Origin of the sequence: Azorhizobium sp. AG788, assembly GCF_004364705.1 — a bacterium.
Taxonomy (GTDB): Bacteria; Pseudomonadota; Alphaproteobacteria; order Rhizobiales; family Xanthobacteraceae; genus Azorhizobium; species Azorhizobium caulinodans.
This window is the reverse complement of the sequence record NZ_SOBM01000004.1, coordinates 100,447-117,422: the sequence shown is the minus strand read 5'-3', so window position 1 is coordinate 117,422 and position 16,976 is coordinate 100,447. Positions and strand designations below refer to the sequence as shown.

The window sequence follows — 16,976 nt, the reverse complement described above, 5'->3', positions numbered from 1 at the left end:
GGCGGCTCTCCCACCGCTTGCGCTCCATCACCTGCGACATCCTCCGGGCCGACCTTCGCCGCGCGCCGCAAGCGCTCCGCCGCCACCACGCCCGACCTTTTCACCCACGCGGAGGCCTGCCGGCCATGAAACTCACCCTTGCCCGTGATGCGCTCGCCGGCGCGCTGGCGCAGATCACCCGCATCGTCGAGCGGCGCAACACCATCCCCATCCTTGGCAACGTGCTTCTGCGCGCGGCCGATTCCCGCCTCTCTCTCACGGGCACGGATCTGGACGTGGAGGTCGCCACCTCCATTGCCTGCGATGTGGTGCGGCCCGGCGCCGCCACCGTGCAGGCCACGGCGCTGCACGACATCGCGAAGAAGCTCGCGGGCAGCGAAGTGGCGCTGGAAGTGACGGACGAGAGCACCCAGCCCCTCGTCATCCGCAGCGGGCGCAGCCGCTTCAAGTTGCCGACCCTGCCGGATGCGGACTTCCCGTCGCTCGCCGCGCCGGAGGCGGATGTCATCAGCGTGCCGGCCAAGGCACTCGCGGGCCTGATCGACCAGGTGAGCTTCGCCATCTCCACCGAGGAGACGCGCTATTACCTGAACGGCATCTATCTCCACATCACCCAGGTGGACGGCACGCCCTGGCTGACGGGCGTGGCCACCGACGGCCACCGGCTGGCCCAGCGCCGCCTTGCCGCACCCGAAGGCCATGAGCGCTGGCCCGAGCCCGGCATCATCGTGCCCCGCAAGGCGGTGGCGGAACTCGCCAAGCTGCTGCCTACCGTTGGCGACGGCCCGGCCCGCCTCGTGGTGAGCCCCACCAAGCTTCAGGTGCAGATGGGCGATACCCGCCTCGTCACCAAGCTGGTGGACGGCACCTATCCGGACTATTCGCGCGTCATTCCCGCGCCCGGCGCGGCCACGCGCGTGACCATGGACCGCAAGGATCTCATCGCGGCCACGGCCCGCGTGACGACAGTTTCCAGCGACCGCGGCCGGGCCGTGAAGTTCTCGTTCGAGGAGGAGGCCAGCAGGGCGGTGCTGTCCGTCACCAATCCCGACGCCGGCGCGGCGACGGACGAGATCGAGACCACGCACGCCGGCCCGCCGCTCCAGATTGGCTTCAATGGCGCCTATGTGGGCGACGTAGCCGGCGCCCTCTCCACCGACACCATCACACTGGAGATGGCCGACCCCGGCGCTCCCGCACGCATCATCGCTGAAGGCGACGTCACCGCCGTCTTCGTACTCATGCCCATGCGCGTATAGGGGGGCGAACATGAGCCTAGGCCCCTCCGGCCGCCTGCCCCCCAAAGCGCCACAGGTTCGCTTTTCCGTCGAACCCGCTGACGTGCCGCCGGAGAAGGCCGCGCGGCGGATGCACCTCACCCTCGCGCAGTTCGAGGCCGTGAAGGATCGCCTGTTCCTGCGTGGCTTCCCACGGCCGGACATCGACACCGGCATGTATGACCTTGAGGCCATTGACGCCTGGCGCCGCCGCCGGCACGCCGCGCTCTACGATTTGACGCGCGAGCTGAAACCGGAGCAGGCTCCCGAAACCCGGAGCCTGGGAGATCGCCTGCGTGAGGCCAAGGAGCACCGGCGGCATGGTTGAGCTGCCGCGCTATGTGAAGCCGCAGCGCAAGCCGAACGGCCGCGTCTTCTACTATTACGAACGCCACCGGGGCACGCCGCGCGCCCTGCCCCGCGTGCCCCTGCTCGCCCAGCCGCAGGATCCGCTGTTCTGGCTGCGGTGCGACCTCTGCACCATGCTGGACGCGGAAGCCGCCGGCGACGGCTGGGCATGGCGCTGGCGGGCGCCCTCGGGCAAGTCTTATCCCCTGCCCTCGCCGCGCGAGCCGGATGTCTTCTGGGCTGCCATCGAGGCTGCCATCACAACGGACGAGGCCGCCACCAACGGGCACGCACGCACGTTCGTGGCGCTGATTGATCTCTACCGGGCGCACGCGGCCTATCTCGATCTCAAGCCATCGAGCCGCAGCGCCTATGACCGCTATCTGGATCAGATCGCCGCACGCTGGCGCAGTCTGCCCGTGCAGGCCCTCACCACCATCGAGGCACAGGCCGCCATCGACGCCCAGCAGGAGACGCCGCGCGCCGCGGAATTCTTCCGCATGGTGCTGTGCCGGCTGATCGACTTCGGCATTCCGCGCGGCTTCAGCGAAACGAACGTTGCCGAGAAAACGGAGAAGATCCGCTACAAGTCCGAGCCCTACAAGCCATGGCCGGATTGGGCATTCGAGCTTTTCTTCGAGCACGCGCGCGTGGGGCTGCACCTGCCCGTCTATTCGGCGATCTACACCGGCCAGCGCTCGGTGGACGTGGTACCCATGGTTCGGCCCAAGCGCGATGCCGGCGCCATCGAGTTGGTGGCGCGCAAGACCGGCGCCAACGTGTTCGTGCCGATCCATTCCGACTATCGCCAGGTGCTGGACGTGACCCACGTGGATCACGTGCGCCTTCACCTGCGTGAGGACGGTGCCGCATGGGCGCTGCCGGCCTATCGCACCGCGTGGCAGCGCGAGATGAGCTTCGGGCAGCCCATTGCCAAGACCGTTGACGAGGCCGCCGCCGAGCGGGCCGAGAACCCCGCCAAGGCCGCCGCCATGGAGCGCCTGCGGCACACGGGCCTCGTCTTTCACGGCTTCCGGAAGAACGCCGTGAACATGCTGCTGGAGGTGGGCTGCACCGAGGCCGAGGTGTCATCCATCGTCGAGATGACCGAAGCGATGGTCCGCCACTACTCTAAGGACGTGAACAAGCGCCGGCTGGCAATGAGCGGCATGCGCAAGCTGGAAGAGGGTTGGACTGAAACCCGCCAAAGATTATTTGGTGGCGCCACCAGCCCCCTTCTCTCGGTCGCCGTGAAGCGAGCGGATTGACCATTAGGGCTACGTGAAAAACGAGTCTTGGAGAGGCAACTCGTTGGGCTCCCGCCATTTTCCCGATATCCCTCGAGCGAACAAATTCAACCATCGTTCTTTAAAAGCCGCCTCATCCTCCCCGTCGATAGGCTTAGGCCCGAAGGCAAACTGCCATCCATTCACGACCGGAGCGATAGAATTGTAGAAATCCGCATCCCTCGGCGTTAGCGCAGATACCCTGAGCCGACCTAGCCTAGCAAAATTAAAAAACGACATCTCCCTCCATCTAAATGAACTATCCTTATTTGTTTTGCAGAATGCTAAAGTAGAATTATAAACAATAGATTTACTAAAATGATTACCCAAACTGATGGACATCACCGAATAGGATAAAACCTCCCATCCAGCTCCAATCTTCGAACCGTCGATAACTTCTACTGGCCGGTACTCCAGCTCGGCCGCACCGAGCGCGATCTGGTTATTTTTTATGCGAGATGCAGCAACGCAAGCCACTTCAACCTCAGCGAATAAGCGGTCACAAATTCTTTCAAGCTCCGCACGAGATTCTTCGGCCACACGCTTTCGCGCGAGGCGCTCGTCCTCCGCCGCACGTCGCGCGCTTTCAGCCGCTGCTTCCCGGCGGGCAAACTCTGCCGCTGCTGCAGCTAGGCCTTGGTTTGCTTTTTCTAGGGGCCCCTCGTTCACGGACGCGATGACATCGCGGCACCGCGAAAGCGATGGCCGAATCTCTTGAGATTTTCGGAGCATTAGACGCACGAGTGATTGAATACGCTCGTCGACGCCCCCCAGGTTGGGAGGCTCTCGGTTCAGGTGAGCCTCACGAACCTCGTCCCAGCCGCCACTAAATGGTGGCCCGCCGCTTAGCATTGCGTAGACCATGCACGCTAACGCATAAACGTCCGTCGCATGTGTTGGGCGTTCGCCGCGCCACTGTTCTGGTGCGGCAAATGCAGGTGTCAGACACCTGCGGAGAGTCTCCACCGACGTACTGTCTTCGATAAATTTAGCAATGCCAAAATCCGCTATCTTCCACAACCCATCATGGAACAGAACATTCCCAGGCTTAAGGTCGCGATGAACGATATTTTCAACTTCCATTAACCCAGAAATTACATCCAAGCATATTTTGGAGGCTTCTGGCCACGATAGGACACCGTGCTCCAGTTTTTGGGCAAGGCTAAACTCGCAAACAGGCATCACGAGATAATATCTATCGCTGTTCGCATCCTGCCCAAAATCAAGCACCGGAACCACATGGATCAGCGACCGATTTGCTAACTCTTCCCCAATCACCATTTCACGATGGGCGGCGGTATCCGCTGTCATCTTTAGGCGCTTTATTGCCACCTCGCCCAAGAGGCCACGTCCGCGAAAAACCTCCCCAAAACCTCCCGGCTTGCCGAGGCGGTCATCCTCGTCGATTTCCCAAATCTCTTTGGAAAGGCGAATTTCGGTCACTGGGCACCCATCGGCCACGAATCAGAGGCCCCAAGTACAACCCGAACCGAGCATCACCTACAACCGACATGAGGTCGCCGGGAACGATCGACGAACGGAGTTTGGCAACCGAGCAGAGAGTATTGGGAACCGGCGGCAAAGTGGGTGATGTCGTCAAGCAATATTGACGTTAGATCGCAACAAATTAGTGGCGACCCCGGCAGGGCTCGAACCTGCGACCTAGTGCTTAGAAGGCACTTGCTCTATCCAGCTGAGCTACGGGGCCATGCGCCGGAACGGACCAGCCTTTACCACATGGCCCGCCGCAATGCCGCACGTCAGACGCGCGCACGCGCTCTCATCCACGTGAAAGGCGGGAGCGCGCGCCGTCAGGCCACCGCTCCCGGCACTTTCAGGCGTTCAGTGCGTCCACTGCCCCACGCGGGCGTGGGCGAAATTGTCGGAATAGGCGATGCGGCGGCGTGCCGGCTCGTGCGGCTCGGCCACCTGATAGGGAATGCCGTGGCGCTCCGCATAGGCCACCGCTTCCTCGCGGGTCTCGAAGCGCAGGCGCACCTGGCTCTTCATGTCGCTCGAGCTGGTGTAGCCCATCAGCGGCTCCACCTGACGCGGGCGCTCCGGCTCATATTCGAGCACCCAGTGCTTGGTCTTGGCCACTCCCGACTGCATCGCGTTGCGCGCCGGCTTGTAGATGCGTGCCACCATCGTCGTTCGCCCGTTACCCTCGCGGAGCGTGCGGGAGCACTCCCGCACGGACCTGTTCTATAATCAGCAGCACCGCCGCTGACAACGCGGCGGTGTTACCGAAACGGCGGCGAACGGTCAGGAATTGATCATCGCAAGGCAGGAGCCGGCCGCTTCGGCCGCCGGCTTGGCGGCGCTGCGGCTGATGGTGCCGCCCATCACCAGCGCCTTGGTCTGGTCGGTGACCACGGAGCGGATGTCGGCGCCGGGCGCGATGGACGGCGCGCTGGCCTGATAGATCTTCTTGCCATTGGCATCGAGCTTGGCGGCGCACTTGTCGGCGGCCGCGCGGTCCGCATAGGCCGAGGAGGCAAGGCACACGGCGCCGAAGCCGAAAGCAAGCGCAAGCGACAGCTTGGACATGATCATCCTCTTGGGGTTTGGCTTTGGAGAAGACAGCGGGTTTGCGCGGAGATCCGGCATCTGGGCGCAATTCCCATTTCGCAGATCGCGCGGGAAGCTCCCGCGGCGGAGGGATACGCCCATGGATGGACCGGTGCTGACATCCATGGGCGTTAAAGGCCGCGGCACCCCCGCAGATACACGCGGCTTTCGAGCGTCTGATTCGGGACATGCCGACACGCGGCAGCCCCTGACGATCAGCCTCTCCCCTCTGACAGAAAGCGCTCCGGCAAGATCGGCAGCCGATCCGGCCGGGACGCTTCCTAACGCACCCCCGCGCGGTTCACTGGGCCGCCGGTGTTGACGCCGTCGCCGGCGAGGCCAGGCCCCGGTGCCAGACCGACACCCGCTGCCCCCGCGCCCGCGCCGGGCATCACGCCCACACCGGTGCCATTTCCCTTGGCGACACATCCTGCGGGATAACCCGGGCGCGTGCAGTAGACGACCCGTGTGGGACGCTGCACGCAGCCTTGCGGAACCCCTGCAGTCTTGCAATAAACCACAGCCCAGCTTGCCGTCGGGATGGTTGAGGCGAGGCTGAAACACACCCCAGCAGCCGCAAGGCTCAGGAATGACTTAAAGTGGCTGCGCCCCATGATCTCTCTCGCTGGCTAATGCCGTGCGGAGAGGGGTAGAATGGGGTCGCAGGAGCGGCAATGGCGATTTCTGGCCATGTCCGGAAGCCCTGCGCGGGGCGGTCGGAGCGTTCTGGTGGCAAAGGTCGGGATGCAGGGATAACGAGGCATGTCCACCGTGCATCGACACAAGAACGCCGCCTCGGTGACCAGCCTGCGGTCGGACGATCCGGAGCGTGACGTGGTCCGGAAGAGGATTGCCGCACTTCGTCTCCACCCGGAGATCGGCCAGGTCTCCCGTCAGATGGCATCGAGCCTGGTGCGCCGCTACGAGGGCAACCGGATCGCGAACCGGGTGCTGAATGACCGGGCCCGTGCGATCTTCGCCATCATGGTCCTGTATCTGCACACCAATCCGGACGCATCGGGAACGCGGCTCACCGCCGGGCGCATCATCGGCCTTTGCCAGGAGACCGGCATGTGCAGCCGCGGCCGGGCGAAGGCCATGCTGCTGCTCATGCGCTGGGCCGGCTATATCGAACCGACGCCGGACCTTCCCTCCGATGCGGACCGGCGCCAGCGCCCCCTGTCCCCCACGCAGGCACTGCTCGACGACTACACGGCCCGCTGGAGCGACGTGTTCGGATCGATCGCGCTGGTGGACGAGATCGGCGTGCAGGCTTTGGCCCGCATCGAAGAGCCCGAGTTTCGCGCCGGCCTTTCGGAAGCGCTGATGCGGCGGTTCCGCGCGGGATGGCGGGTGCTGGACTTCACCCCGCCGCTCGAACTCTTCGCGGCGCGCGACTGCGGCTTCGTCATGCTGCTGGCGCTGACGCTTTCGGCACCCGAAGGCTCACCCTTCCCGCCGTCCGGACCGCTGAAGATCCCGGTGGCTGCGCTCGGCCGGCGCTTCCATGTCTCGCGCGCCCACGTGCTGAAGATGCTGCGCGATGCCGAAGCCGAGGGCCTGCTGCGGCGGGTTTCCGACGGCGACGGTGCCACGGTGGAGTTGCAGGCCCCGGTCCGCTCGGCCCTGACCGACTTCTTCTGCGCGATCTTCCTGCTGTTCGGCGATGCGGGGCGCGAAGCGCTGGCCCGGATGACGCCAAAGAGCTGATAGGGGTGGCCTTTCCCTGCCCGCCCCCGCGCTCTAAGCTTGCTCCTGCGATCCTACCGCCACCCGGTCCCCTGCCCGCATGACGCCCCGCCTCAGCGTGGTTATTCCCACCCGGAACTGCCTCCCCTACCTGCCGGCCGCTCTCGCCAGCATCCGCGCCCAGGCCGGAGCCCCCGCGCCTTTCGGCCCAATCGAGATCGTGGTGGTGGATGACGGCTCGACGGACGGCAGCGACGCCTTCCTGCGCGCGGAAGCGGAAAAGGATCCCTGGCTCACGGTTCTGGTGCATGAACCCGCCGGTGTGTCGGCCGCGCGCAATGCCGGCATTGCGGTGGCGCGGGCGCCGATCATCGGGTTTCTCGATGCGGACGACCAATACATGCCCGGCGTGGTGGCCGCGCGCATGGACCTGATGGAGCGCGATCCCTCCGTCGTCCTTGCCTTTGCGGACGTGGTCTCGGTGACGCCCGAGGGCGAGGAGCTGGGCAGGCAGTTCACCTATTGGCCCTTCTTCCGGGAATGGATCGGCGGACGGACGGGGCTTCTGGACCTCGGGCCCGATGCCTTCGCCATGATCCTCGCCGAAACCGTCTGCGGCACCTCCACCGTGATCGCCCGCAAGAGCGCGCTGGAGGCGGTGGGGGGCTTCGACACGCGCTACCGGATCGGCGAGGACTGGGACCTGTGGCTGAAGCTCGCCGCCACGGGCAATGTCTGGTGCGATACGGTGTGTTCAACGCGCTATCTCAAGCGCCCCGGCTCCGCCTCCAAGGACACGGCGGAACTGGTGCGCTCGGTGCGCCAGATCTTCCGCGAGCGCGTACCGGACCCGAGCCGCATTCCCCAGCCCTACCGACGCATCGCGCAGGCGCGCCTGCTGACCTCGGACGCCATGCTGTCGCGCGAACGGGACCAACGCGTCCGGGCCTTCTGCCAGCAGACGGCGGCCTTCCTGATGGCACCGAACGCCAATGCCGCCCGCGATGCCGCTTATGATCTGGCCCGCGTGCTGAGATTGAAATAATGCCGCGACGCAATATTGCAACCGCGAGAAAATCTGACGAATAAATCTATTAAAATACCTCCACCTTGTCAGAGAAATAGAATATTTCCGAATATGAACGACACATTCAACAGCGCGACATCTTGATGCCATAGACGAGCCACAGCTTTTCCCTGACCCCGCAGAGGGTTGCGCGCCGCTGTCCGTCATGGGGCGGCGTGCCGGCCATATGTGCCAGCAAGGGAAACGCCATGCCTCATCCCGATCTTTCGCCGGTAGACCGCCCGTCTCCGGCGTCCATGGACCGTCGCCATCTCCTGCGCACCGCAGGTGGGCTTGCCGCGACGGTCGCGCTCGGCGGAAGCGCGCTCGGCCGCGACTTCGGACCCAATGCCCCGCCCCAGCGCTATCCCGATCCGGACATCGTCATCATCGACGAGAAGCGCTTCAAGGCGAAGGTCGGAAACACCGCCATCCAGAGGGTGTTCACCGGCTGTCTCTGGGCGGAGGGGCCGGCCTGGAATGCACAGGGCCGCTATCTCGTCTGGAGCGACATTCCGAACAACCGGCAACTGCGCTACCTCGACGATGTGAACCGGGTCTCGGACCGCTTTCGCCAGCCCTCCAACGAAAGCAACGGCAATACCTTCGACACGGAAGGCCGGCAGATCACCTGCGAGCGCACGCGGGTGGTGCGCTACGAGCATGACGGCACCGCCACCGTCCTGGCGGAGCGGGCGAATGACAAGCAACTCAACGGACCGAACGACGCCGTGGTCCATCCCGTGGACAAGTCCATCTGGTTCACGGACCCCGGCTATGGTGCCAACAGCTTGTATGAGGGACAGCGGGCGAACACCGGCTCCGTCCAGCCGTTTCAGAAGGAAGCCGTCTATCGCATCGACGCGCAGACGGGGCAGGTGACGAAGGTGGCGGACGAACCGCTGAAGCCCAACGGCCTCGCCTTCAGCGCCGACTACAAGAAGCTCTATGTCTGCGACACCGGCATCACCCACTATCCCAACGCCAAGAATATCATCTGGCAGTATGACCTCGATGGCGGAAAGCTGAGCAATCCCCGCACCTTCGCGGACACCACCATGGACGGAAAGTCTGGCTTCGCCGACGGCCTGCGGGTGGATGTGGACGGCAATGTGTGGGCCGGTGTCGGGTGGGTTGGGGAGGGGTATGACGGGGTGCATGTCTTCGCCCCCGACGGCGCACGCATCGGCCTGATCCGCCTGCCGGAAATCTGCGCCAACGTCTGCTTCGGCGGCGCCAAGCGCAACCGCCTCTTCATGGCGGCGAGCCAGTCGCTCTATGCGGTCTATGTGGAGACCCGCGGCGCGCATTTCTGCTGAGCACCGGGCGCGCATCCTTCGTGGCTGCGCGCCTCATCCCTCAGTCCCGGTCGCCGCCCTCGAATGCCATCTCGCCTGCCCGGTCCGGCAGACGCTCCATCGGACGCGCCAGCGCGCCGAACGCCAGCGGCATCCCCTCGCGCGGCCGGAAGCCCAGCGGGCGGAGCAGCGCGTGGGTCTCGGGATCGGACGAGACGAAGATGGCGGACCGCGCCCCGCGCTCGAGCCCAAGGCGCAGAAGCGCGCGGGCAGCCCGCGCCCGCGCTTCGGGCGCGCCGAGCAGCAGGCTGATGCGCAGCAGCGGCCGGCCGGCGGGATCGTTATCGTCCAGCGCCATGTCGAAGACGGCGAGCGCTTCCGGGGCCGTCTGTGGGCCGAGCACAAGCCGCTCATGGGACGCGCCCGGCGCGGCACCGTAACGCCAGGCGAGCCATTCCGGCGTGTGGTGCACGCGGCAGCGGGCGGCGCCGCCGACGGGAGGCGGCGGCACAAAGTGCGTTCCCCGCCCCACACGGTCGAGATGGACCGGAGCGGCCGCACCGGAGAGGCGCACCTGCGCGGCAATGACCGCATCGGCGAGCGGCGCCAGCAGCCGCGGCACGGCACGCGGCGCCGCCAGCGGGCGGGCGAGCCTCGTCATCGTGTCGAGATGCCGCCAGCCCAGCTTCGACATGAACATGGGATAGGAATTCTCGTTCGGCACGCCATAGACGAGGGCGTAGCCGCGCCGCGTCGCCTCCGCATAGCAATGGCGGGCGAGTGTCACGGACATGTTCTGCCGCCGGAACTCCGGATGGGTCATGGTGTCCACGGACTGGGCGCCCATCACGGGAGCGCCGTCCAGCAGGAGCGGGGTCGGGATGACCGCATAAAGGCCGACGCAGCGCTCCTCGATCATGGCAACGGACGCCAGCGGGCCATAGGGCCCATCGAACAGCTTCCAGCGCAGTTCGTCCTCGGCGATCGGCCGGCCCCAGACGGTTTGGTAGAGCGCAAGGATGCCGGGAATGTGCCGGTGTTCGGCGAGGACCGGCTGCCACAGGGACGCGGACGGGTGGGGAGCGGCGGGCTGAGGTGTGGGGCTCTTGGGGGCAGGCATGGGTCAGTGCTTTCCGAACCAGCGCGGGAACGGCCAGTAAAAGGCACGGCCGCCCAGCACCGCCTGATAATGCCGGCCGTCCACCACCTCGAAGCGGTCGGTGGCGTCATAGGCATGAACACCATTCATGCGGAAATCGAACGCATTCACCTCGGCCACCGTGCGCTGGTGATAGCCGCCCGCATCCAGCCGCTCGACCTCATACAACCCGAGACCCGCGCCATAACCGCCCGCGCAATTCTGCGCCAGCCGCCGCAGCTTCCCGCCCTGCCACCACATGCGACCGCCGGGCCGGGCCCGGCGTACGTCGGAGAGGACCGGATTGTCGCCCACGCGCGTCCATGGCCCGCACAGCGCCGTGGCACGGAAGACATGGAGCTCGTCCCAGCCGGAGCCGCCATAATCCAGCACGGCCGCGAACATCAGCCAGCCGTCCGGCTCGCGCACCACGCAGGGGTCGACGATGTCGATGTCCGTCAGCGGCAGGCAATGCAGTTCCCAGCGGGTGGGGAAATCCACCGCGCGATAGACCTCCACCCGCCGGCGGGCGAGCGTCTCAGGGATCATGTAGATCTCGCCCTCGGCGGCGAACACCAAGGGATTGGAGAGGTGATAGCTGGTGACGAGCGCCGGCCGCGCCGGGCCGATCTCGCCGGCCGACGAAACCTCGGACACGGAGATGATGGCCTTGCCCTCCGCCCACTCCCAATCCTCGTAGAAGAGGAAGGTGCGACCGTCCCGCTCGAACAGGAACGGATCGGCATAGAAGCGGCCGGGCGGCGCCTCGATGAAGCGGAAGCCCTGCGCCCAGGCGCGGCTGCCCCAGGGCGGATCCTTGTCCGTGCGGCGGCGAAGGCCAATGCGCCACTGGTCCCGCACCAGCACATAGGGCACGAGGCAGCGGCGGAAGAAGTGGCGCAGACGGAAGCGGGTGAACTCGGCCGCTGAAACCGGCCCCGGTAGCGGCGGCAGCGTCTGGTCAATGGTGGCGCGCGCCTCGGCGCAGAAGGCTTCGCCGCCGATGCGGGCAAGCCGATCCAGCGCCCGCCGCACCAGCGCCCGCGCCTTCCAGGCCACGGGCGCGCGGGTGCGCCAGAACGAGCGGTCATTCACATGGGACGTGGAGCGCGCGACCACGAGCGGTGCGCCTCCCCCGGCCGGCGTCAGGATCAATGCAAGATCGCAGCTCAGCGCGCCGTCGGCCACCGCGCGGAACAGGGCGGCACATTCGGCCAGCAGACGCTCGCCGTCGAAGGCGAGATGGAAGGTGCCGAGCCGGGAGGGTTGCGCTGCGCCGGCGCCTCCGCCGAAGTCGAGCACGAGGTCGAGTTGCGGTTCGGGCCCGCGCGGGGTGTGCTCCGGCAAGGAGAGGGGGCGGCGCATGAGGGGATCGGGTGCGCCGGCCGTGCGGGCCGCATCCGCCCGCACCGCTGCCGCCAGGGCCGGCAGAACCGCCGGAGCGGGCACCGTGTCCCGGGCGATCGTCGCGATCTCCGCGACGTCGCCACCGGAAATGTCATCCAGGAGACGGTGGATCCACTCGGGTACATCCCCCGGCTCGAGGACGACGCCCACCTTCAGCTTGCCCGCCATTCCATCCGCCCATGGACCGGACCGCCGCGCGAGGCGGCCCGGCGTTCCTTCGATCCCGTCGCGGATGATACGCGCGCCGCCGGGCGCGCGTCACGTCGTGCCCGGACCTCAGTGGTTCTCGCGCAGGATGTCGAGCAGGGCCACGGCCACATCACGGGTCACGCGGCGGCGGTACTTGGAATGGACGAGCTGTCCGTTGTGGTAGATGTCCTGCTCCACATAGAGCATCTTCCCATCCCACCGCACGATATTGTCACTCTCGACCGTCTCGATGACGCCGAGTGCCTCGATGAACTGGCCTTCCGGCTGGCGCATCGTCTTTGCGGTTCCGCCCATGGGTATCCTCACTGACTGCGGCTGCCGCCGCGGACCGGTCGAAGCACCTGCCGGCCTCTTCTCTCGGGCCGCTGCGGCCCATGTGCAGGATAGCGGAAGGCCACGGTCCGGCAAGGCGGCGTCTTGACCGGTCACCCGTGTGCCTAAGGAGTGGTCGCAACTCGTCTGCCACCCGGATGGCCGGCGCGGCAGAAGTACGCACCAACGACCGTTGCGGCCCCTCCGGGAGCACCAGCCCCAGGCGTCCTGACCTCCCTTTGCCGCCGCTACGGGCGACTGCCTCAATCCGAATGCCCAAAACATGGGCATTTCCTCAATTTATCGACAGATCGTCTGCTTTTTCTCCGTTTGCGCCCAACCTTACGCAACGTCCGCAACCTTGGCACAGCCGTTGCTTAGAACCTGTCGAACCACAGGGGAAGCTTGCCCATGCTGTCTATCCGAAAGAGGCCTGCCCACCGTCTGCCGCTCACGCTCGCGGCCGCCCTTCTGACCGGCTGCACGCTCGTCTCGGGCGCGGCGCTGGCCGAGAGCACGCTGCGCATCGGCATGACAGCGGCGGACATCCCGCGCACCCTCGGACAGCCGGACCAGGGCTTCGAGGGCAACCGCTTCACCGGCCTCACCATGTATGACGCGCTGGTGAACTGGGACCTGTCCTCCGCCACCAAGCCTTCGGTTCTGGTGCCGGGCCTCGCCACCGAATGGAAGGTGGACGATGCCGACAAGACCAAGTGGACCTTCAAGCTGCGTCCCGACGTGAAGTTCCACGACGGCTCGCCCTTCAATGCCGATGCCGTGGTGTGGAACGTGGACAAGGTGCTGAACCAGAGCGCCCCCCAGTTCGACGCCAGCCAGGTGGGCGTGACCGCCTCGCGCATGCCGACCCTCGTCTCGGCGAAGAAGATCGACGACCTGACCGTTGAGCTGGTGACCAAGGAGCCGGACAGCTTCCTGCCCTACAACATCACCAACCTCTTCATGGCGAGCCCCACCCAGTGGAAGAAGTTCTTTGACGCGGCCGAGGGCGCCGACGCCAAGGCGAAATCGCAGGCCGCCTGGGCCGCCTTCGCCAAGGATGCCTCCGGCACCGGCCCGTGGAAGATGTCCAAGTTCGTGCCGCGCGAGCGCCTCGAGCTGGTGAAGAACACCGACTATTGGGACAAGGGCCGCGTGCCCAAGACCGACAAGATGGTGCTCCTGCCGATGCCGGAGGCCAATGCCCGCACGGCGGCCCTCCTCGCCGGACAGGTGGACTGGATCGAGGCTCCGGCGCCGGACGCTCTGCCGCAGTTGCGCCAGCGCGGCTTCATGATCCGCTCCAACGAGCAGCCGCACGTGTGGCCCTGGCAGTTCTCCCGCGTGGAGGGCTCGCCCTGGAACGACATCCGCGTGCGCAAGGCGGCCAATCTGTGCGTGGACCGCGAGGGCATGCGCGACGGCCTGCTCGGCGGCCTGATGGCGCCGGCCACCGGCACGGTCGAGCCCGGCCACCCGTGGCGCGGCAATCCGACCTTCCAGATCAAGTATGATCCGGAAGCCGGCAAGAAGCTGATGCAGGAGGCCGGCTTCGGCCCCAGCAAGAAGCTCACCGTCAAGATCCAGACGTCGGCCTCCGGCTCCGGCCAGATGCTGCCGCTGCCCATGAACGAATATCTCCAGCAGGCATTGGCCGAGTGCTATTTCGACGTCCAGCTCGACGTCATCGAGTGGAACACGCTGTTCACCAACTGGCGCCGTGGCGCGAAGGACCCGAGCGCCAACGGCTCGAACGCCATCAACGTCACCTATGCGGCGATGGACCCCTTCTTCGCCCTCGTGCGCTTCCTCCAGTCCGGCATGGCGCCGCCCACCTCCAACAACTGGGGCTTCATCAACAACCCCAAGTTCGACGAACTGGTGAAGAAGGCCCGCTCCACCTTCGACCCGGCGGCGCGCGACGCGGCGCTGGCCGAACTGCACGCGGCCTCCGTGGACGACGCGGCCTTCCTCTATGTGGCCCACGACGTCGGCCCGCGGGCGCTGAGCCCGAAGGTCTCCGGCCTCGTGCAGCCCAAGAGCTGGTTCGTGGACTTCTCGCCCGTGGTGGTGGCGCCCTGAGGGTTTGTTGGCGCTGACCGGCATTTGAGGAGCGCTCGCTCATCATCGCTCGGAAATGGCGGACACCTCGAAAAGCCCTCCCCCCCTTGCGGGGGAGGATTGGGTGGGGGGGGTAGAACGGCTGTGGCCGAACGCTCCCTCTCCTCTCGAATGCATGACGATCAGGCATGGCTCGATAGGGCAACAGCCCACAGCGGAGAGGGTCTTACCCCCCTCCCCCGCCCTCCCCCCTCAAGGGGGGAGGGAGCTGCCCACCCGCTTCGGGCGCACGCCACCCGCTCCACGCGACAGGCCCCCTCTCCCGCCTGCGGGGAGGGTTGGGGAGGGGGAAAGCCGCAAGGCTTCCGCCCCCCGCCCGCAACACCAGAGGGTGCGCCCTCCCCTCCCCCGCACGCGGGTGAGGTCCAGCCGGGGAACCGGCCGTCACAGTCCAACCGCCCAGGGTGGTCTCTTGCTCGCTTATATTGCCCGCCGGATCATCTATGTGATCCCCATCGTGCTCAGCGTCGCGCTGGTGTGCTTCCTCCTGGTGCACATCACGCCCGGCGATCCGCTGGTGGCCATCCTGCCCGCCGACGCCTCGCAGGAACTCGCCGCCCAGCTGCGGGCCGCCTATGGCTTCGACCGGCCGCTGCCGGTGCAGTTCGGCCTCTGGGTCTGGAAGGCGCTGCATGGCGATCTCGGCACCTCCATCGCCACCGGCCGCCCGGTCTTCTCCGAGGTGATGCGGGCGGTGCAGAACACCTTCATCCTCGCCTGCGCCGCGTCGCTCATCGGCTTCACGCTCGGCGTCTTCTTCGGCCTCGTGGCCGGCTATTTCCGCGATACCTGGCTCGACAAGCTCGCCACCTCCATCGCCGTCGCCGGCGTCTCCGTCCCCCATTACTGGCTGGGCATGGTGATGGTCATCATCTTCTCGGTCACGCTCGGCTGGTTGCCGGCGGTGGGCGCCGGGCCCGGCGGCTCCAGCGAATGGCACTGGGACTGGGCGCACATCCAGTTCCTCATCCTGCCCGCGGTCACCATGTCGGTGATCCCCATGGGGATCGTCACGCGCACCATCCGCGCCCTCACCGGCGACATCCTCTCCCAGGATTTTGTTGAAGCGCTGCGCTCCAAGGGCCTCCGGGAAACCCGCGTCTTCCGCCATGTGGTGAAGAATGCCGCGCCCACCGCCATCGCGGTGATGGGCCTCCAGCTCGGCTATCTGCTCGGGGGCTCCATCCTCATCGAGACGGTGTTCTCCTGGCCGGGCACGGGCTTCCTGCTCAACTCGGCCATCTTCCAGCGCGACCTGCCCCTGCTTCAGGGCACCATTCTCGTGCTGGCGCTGTTCTTCGTCTTCCTCAACCTCGTGGTCGATATCGCCCAGGCGTCTATCGACCCGCGCATCAAGCGGGCCTGACATGACCGCAACGGACACCGCGCTTCAGGCCGCGCCGGCGCAGAAGGCGCGCGGCTATTGGGCGACCGTCGGCCGCCGCCTCACGCGGGACAAGGTGAGCATGGTCTGCGCCTTCGTCCTGCTCGCCATCCTGCTGGCCGCGCTCTTCGCGCCCTATCTGCACCTCGCCGATCCCTATCAGGGCTCCATGGTGCGCCGGCTGCGCCACATCGGCACGCCGGGCTATCCGCTCGGCACCGACGAACTCGGCCGCGACATGCTCTCGCGCCTCATCTATGGCGGGCGCCTGTCGCTGCTCATCGGCATCCTGCCGGTGGTGCTGGCCTTCATCATCGGCACCAGCCTCGGCCTCGTGGCCGGCTATGCGGGCGGCTGGCTCAACACCGCCATCATGCGCACCGTGGACGTGTTCTATGCCTTCCCCTCCGTGCTGCTGGCCATCGCCATCTCGGGCGTGCTGGGGGCGGGCATCGTCAATTCCATCGTCTCGCTCACGGTGGTGTTCGTGCCGCAGATCACCCGCGTGGCGGAGAGCGTGACGACCGGCGTGCGCAATCTCGATTTCGTGGATGCCGCCCGCGCCTCGGGGGCCGGCGCGCTCACCATCATGCGCGTGCACATGCTGGGCAACGTGCTCGGCCCGATCTTCGTCTATTCGACCGGCCTCATCTCGGTGTCGATGATCCTGGCCGCCGGCCTCTCCTTCCTCGGCCTCGGCACCAAGCCGCCGGAGCCGGAATGGGGCCTGATGCTCAACACCCTGCGCACCGCCATCTATGTGAACCCGTGGGTGGCCGCCATGCCGGGCGTGATGATCTTCGCCGTCTCCATCTGCTTCAACCTCTTGAGCGACGGCCTGCGCAGCGCCATGGACATCAGGAACTGAC

15 protein-coding genes and 1 tRNA gene are annotated in these 16,976 nt (G+C 66.3%); 9 read left to right on the top strand and 7 right to left on the bottom strand.

Annotation, left to right across the window (positions count from 1 at the left end; all coding sequences use genetic code 11):
• Positions 1-125: 125 nt before the first annotated feature.
• The 3 genes from dnaN to DFO45_RS11220 all read left to right on the top strand — a co-directional run bounded on the left by dnaN (position 126) and on the right by DFO45_RS11220 (position 2,893).
• Entirely contained in the window at positions 126-1,259 is a 1,134-nt protein-coding gene (dnaN, locus tag DFO45_RS11230) for a DNA polymerase III subunit beta (protein ID WP_133864935.1), read from the top strand.
• A 109-nt stretch (positions 1,260-1,368) separates the two neighbouring features.
• A complete protein-coding gene (locus DFO45_RS11225; protein ID WP_245518034.1) occupies positions 1,369-1,605 on the top strand; it encodes a hypothetical protein in 237 nt (78 codons plus the stop codon).
• Positions 1,598-2,893 (top strand): integrase, encoded by a 1,296-nt coding sequence (locus DFO45_RS11220; RefSeq protein WP_133864933.1) that lies wholly within the window; start codon positions 1,598-1,600, stop codon positions 2,891-2,893. Before DFO45_RS11225 ends, DFO45_RS11220 begins: the two co-directional genes overlap by 8 nt.
• Positions 2,894-2,902: 9 nt before the next feature.
• Here DFO45_RS11220 and DFO45_RS11215 read toward each other — a convergent pair whose 3' ends face one another.
• The 4 genes from DFO45_RS11215 to DFO45_RS11200 all read right to left on the bottom strand — a co-directional run bounded on the left by DFO45_RS11215 (position 2,903) and on the right by DFO45_RS11200 (position 5,461).
• Positions 2,903-4,354, bottom strand: coding sequence for a serine/threonine-protein kinase (locus DFO45_RS11215; protein ID WP_166657105.1), 1,452 nt, complete (start codon positions 4,352-4,354; stop codon positions 2,903-2,905).
• Between the two features lie 188 nt (positions 4,355-4,542).
• A tRNA-Arg gene (locus DFO45_RS11210) sits at positions 4,543-4,619 on the bottom strand.
• Between the two features lie 134 nt (positions 4,620-4,753).
• The gene (locus DFO45_RS11205; RefSeq protein WP_043879071.1) at positions 4,754-5,059 is read right to left on the bottom strand and encodes an ETC complex I subunit; all 306 of its coding nucleotides are present in this window, start codon (positions 5,057-5,059) and stop codon (positions 4,754-4,756) included.
• A 117-nt stretch (positions 5,060-5,176) separates the two neighbouring features.
• On the bottom strand, positions 5,177-5,461 hold the full coding sequence (locus DFO45_RS11200; RefSeq protein ID WP_133864931.1) for a hypothetical protein: 285 nt from the start codon (positions 5,459-5,461) through the stop codon (positions 5,177-5,179).
• Between the two features lie 783 nt (positions 5,462-6,244).
• Between DFO45_RS11200 and DFO45_RS11190 the strand changes: the two genes are divergently transcribed.
• The 3 genes from DFO45_RS11190 to DFO45_RS11180 all read left to right on the top strand — a co-directional run bounded on the left by DFO45_RS11190 (position 6,245) and on the right by DFO45_RS11180 (position 9,556).
• Complete coding sequence (locus tag DFO45_RS11190) at positions 6,245-7,192, top strand: hypothetical protein (protein WP_012170087.1); 948 nt, start codon at positions 6,245-6,247, stop codon at positions 7,190-7,192.
• A gap of 79 nt (positions 7,193-7,271) precedes the next feature.
• Positions 7,272-8,216, top strand: a complete 945-nt coding sequence (locus DFO45_RS11185; protein ID WP_133864930.1) for a glycosyltransferase — start codon at positions 7,272-7,274, stop codon at positions 8,214-8,216.
• Positions 8,217-8,446: 230 nt separating this feature from the next.
• Complete coding sequence (locus DFO45_RS11180) at positions 8,447-9,556, top strand: SMP-30/gluconolactonase/LRE family protein (RefSeq protein WP_133864929.1); 1,110 nt, start codon at positions 8,447-8,449, stop codon at positions 9,554-9,556.
• Positions 9,557-9,596: 40 nt separating this feature from the next.
• Here DFO45_RS11180 and DFO45_RS11175 read toward each other — a convergent pair whose 3' ends face one another.
• From DFO45_RS11175 to DFO45_RS11165, 3 genes are all read right to left on the bottom strand, one after another.
• The gene (locus DFO45_RS11175; RefSeq protein WP_133864928.1) at positions 9,597-10,655 is read right to left on the bottom strand and encodes a GNAT family N-acetyltransferase; all 1,059 of its coding nucleotides are present in this window, start codon (positions 10,653-10,655) and stop codon (positions 9,597-9,599) included.
• 3 nt (positions 10,656-10,658) lie between these two features.
• Positions 10,659-12,248, bottom strand: coding sequence for a hypothetical protein (locus tag DFO45_RS11170; RefSeq protein WP_133864927.1), 1,590 nt, complete (start codon positions 12,246-12,248; stop codon positions 10,659-10,661).
• A gap of 108 nt (positions 12,249-12,356) precedes the next feature.
• A complete protein-coding gene (locus tag DFO45_RS11165) occupies positions 12,357-12,584 on the bottom strand; it encodes a hypothetical protein (RefSeq protein ID WP_244421810.1) in 228 nt (75 codons plus the stop codon).
• 429 nt (positions 12,585-13,013) lie between these two features.
• On the opposite strand from DFO45_RS11165, the gene DFO45_RS11160 reads away from it, so the two are divergent.
• From DFO45_RS11160 to DFO45_RS11150, 3 genes are all read left to right on the top strand, one after another.
• Positions 13,014-14,684 (top strand): ABC transporter substrate-binding protein, encoded by a 1,671-nt coding sequence (locus DFO45_RS11160; protein WP_081433946.1) that lies wholly within the window; start codon positions 13,014-13,016, stop codon positions 14,682-14,684.
• Between the two features lie 451 nt (positions 14,685-15,135).
• Positions 15,136-16,089 carry an ABC transporter permease gene (locus DFO45_RS11155; RefSeq protein ID WP_012170081.1) on the top strand — a complete coding sequence of 318 codons (954 nt, stop codon included), beginning with the start codon at positions 15,136-15,138 and terminating at the stop codon, positions 16,087-16,089.
• Position 16,090: 1 nt separating this feature from the next.
• Positions 16,091-16,975 (top strand): ABC transporter permease, encoded by an 885-nt coding sequence (locus DFO45_RS11150; protein ID WP_133864926.1) that lies wholly within the window; start codon positions 16,091-16,093, stop codon positions 16,973-16,975.
• Position 16,976: the final 1 nt, after the last annotated feature.

What these genes read in the sequence shown, in the direction of transcription:
- DFO45_RS11160 (WP_081433946.1), top strand. Translation starts at nt 13,014, where the DNA reads ATGCTGTCTATCCGAAAGAGGCCTGCCCACCGTCTGCCGCTCACGCTC.
- DFO45_RS11205 (WP_043879071.1), bottom strand. Translation starts at nt 5,059, where the DNA reads ATGGTGGCACGCATCTACAAGCCGGCGCGCAACGCGATGCAGTCGGGA.
- DFO45_RS11225 (WP_245518034.1), top strand. Translation starts at nt 1,369, where the DNA reads ATGCACCTCACCCTCGCGCAGTTCGAGGCCGTGAAGGATCGCCTGTTC.
- DFO45_RS11150 (WP_133864926.1), top strand. Translation starts at nt 16,091, where the DNA reads ATGACCGCAACGGACACCGCGCTTCAGGCCGCGCCGGCGCAGAAGGCG.
- DFO45_RS11175 (WP_133864928.1), bottom strand. Translation starts at nt 10,655, where the DNA reads ATGCCTGCCCCCAAGAGCCCCACACCTCAGCCCGCCGCTCCCCACCCG.
- DFO45_RS11170 (WP_133864927.1), bottom strand. Translation starts at nt 12,248, where the DNA reads ATGGCGGGCAAGCTGAAGGTGGGCGTCGTCCTCGAGCCGGGGGATGTA.
- DFO45_RS11185 (WP_133864930.1), top strand. Translation starts at nt 7,272, where the DNA reads ATGACGCCCCGCCTCAGCGTGGTTATTCCCACCCGGAACTGCCTCCCC.
- DFO45_RS11165 (WP_244421810.1), bottom strand. Translation starts at nt 12,584, where the DNA reads ATGGGCGGAACCGCAAAGACGATGCGCCAGCCGGAAGGCCAGTTCATC.
- dnaN (WP_133864935.1), top strand. Translation starts at nt 126, where the DNA reads ATGAAACTCACCCTTGCCCGTGATGCGCTCGCCGGCGCGCTGGCGCAG.
- DFO45_RS11200 (WP_133864931.1), bottom strand. Translation starts at nt 5,461, where the DNA reads ATGTCCAAGCTGTCGCTTGCGCTTGCTTTCGGCTTCGGCGCCGTGTGC.
- DFO45_RS11220 (WP_133864933.1), top strand. Translation starts at nt 1,598, where the DNA reads ATGGTTGAGCTGCCGCGCTATGTGAAGCCGCAGCGCAAGCCGAACGGC.
- DFO45_RS11190 (WP_012170087.1), top strand. Translation starts at nt 6,245, where the DNA reads ATGTCCACCGTGCATCGACACAAGAACGCCGCCTCGGTGACCAGCCTG.
- DFO45_RS11180 (WP_133864929.1), top strand. Translation starts at nt 8,447, where the DNA reads ATGCCTCATCCCGATCTTTCGCCGGTAGACCGCCCGTCTCCGGCGTCC.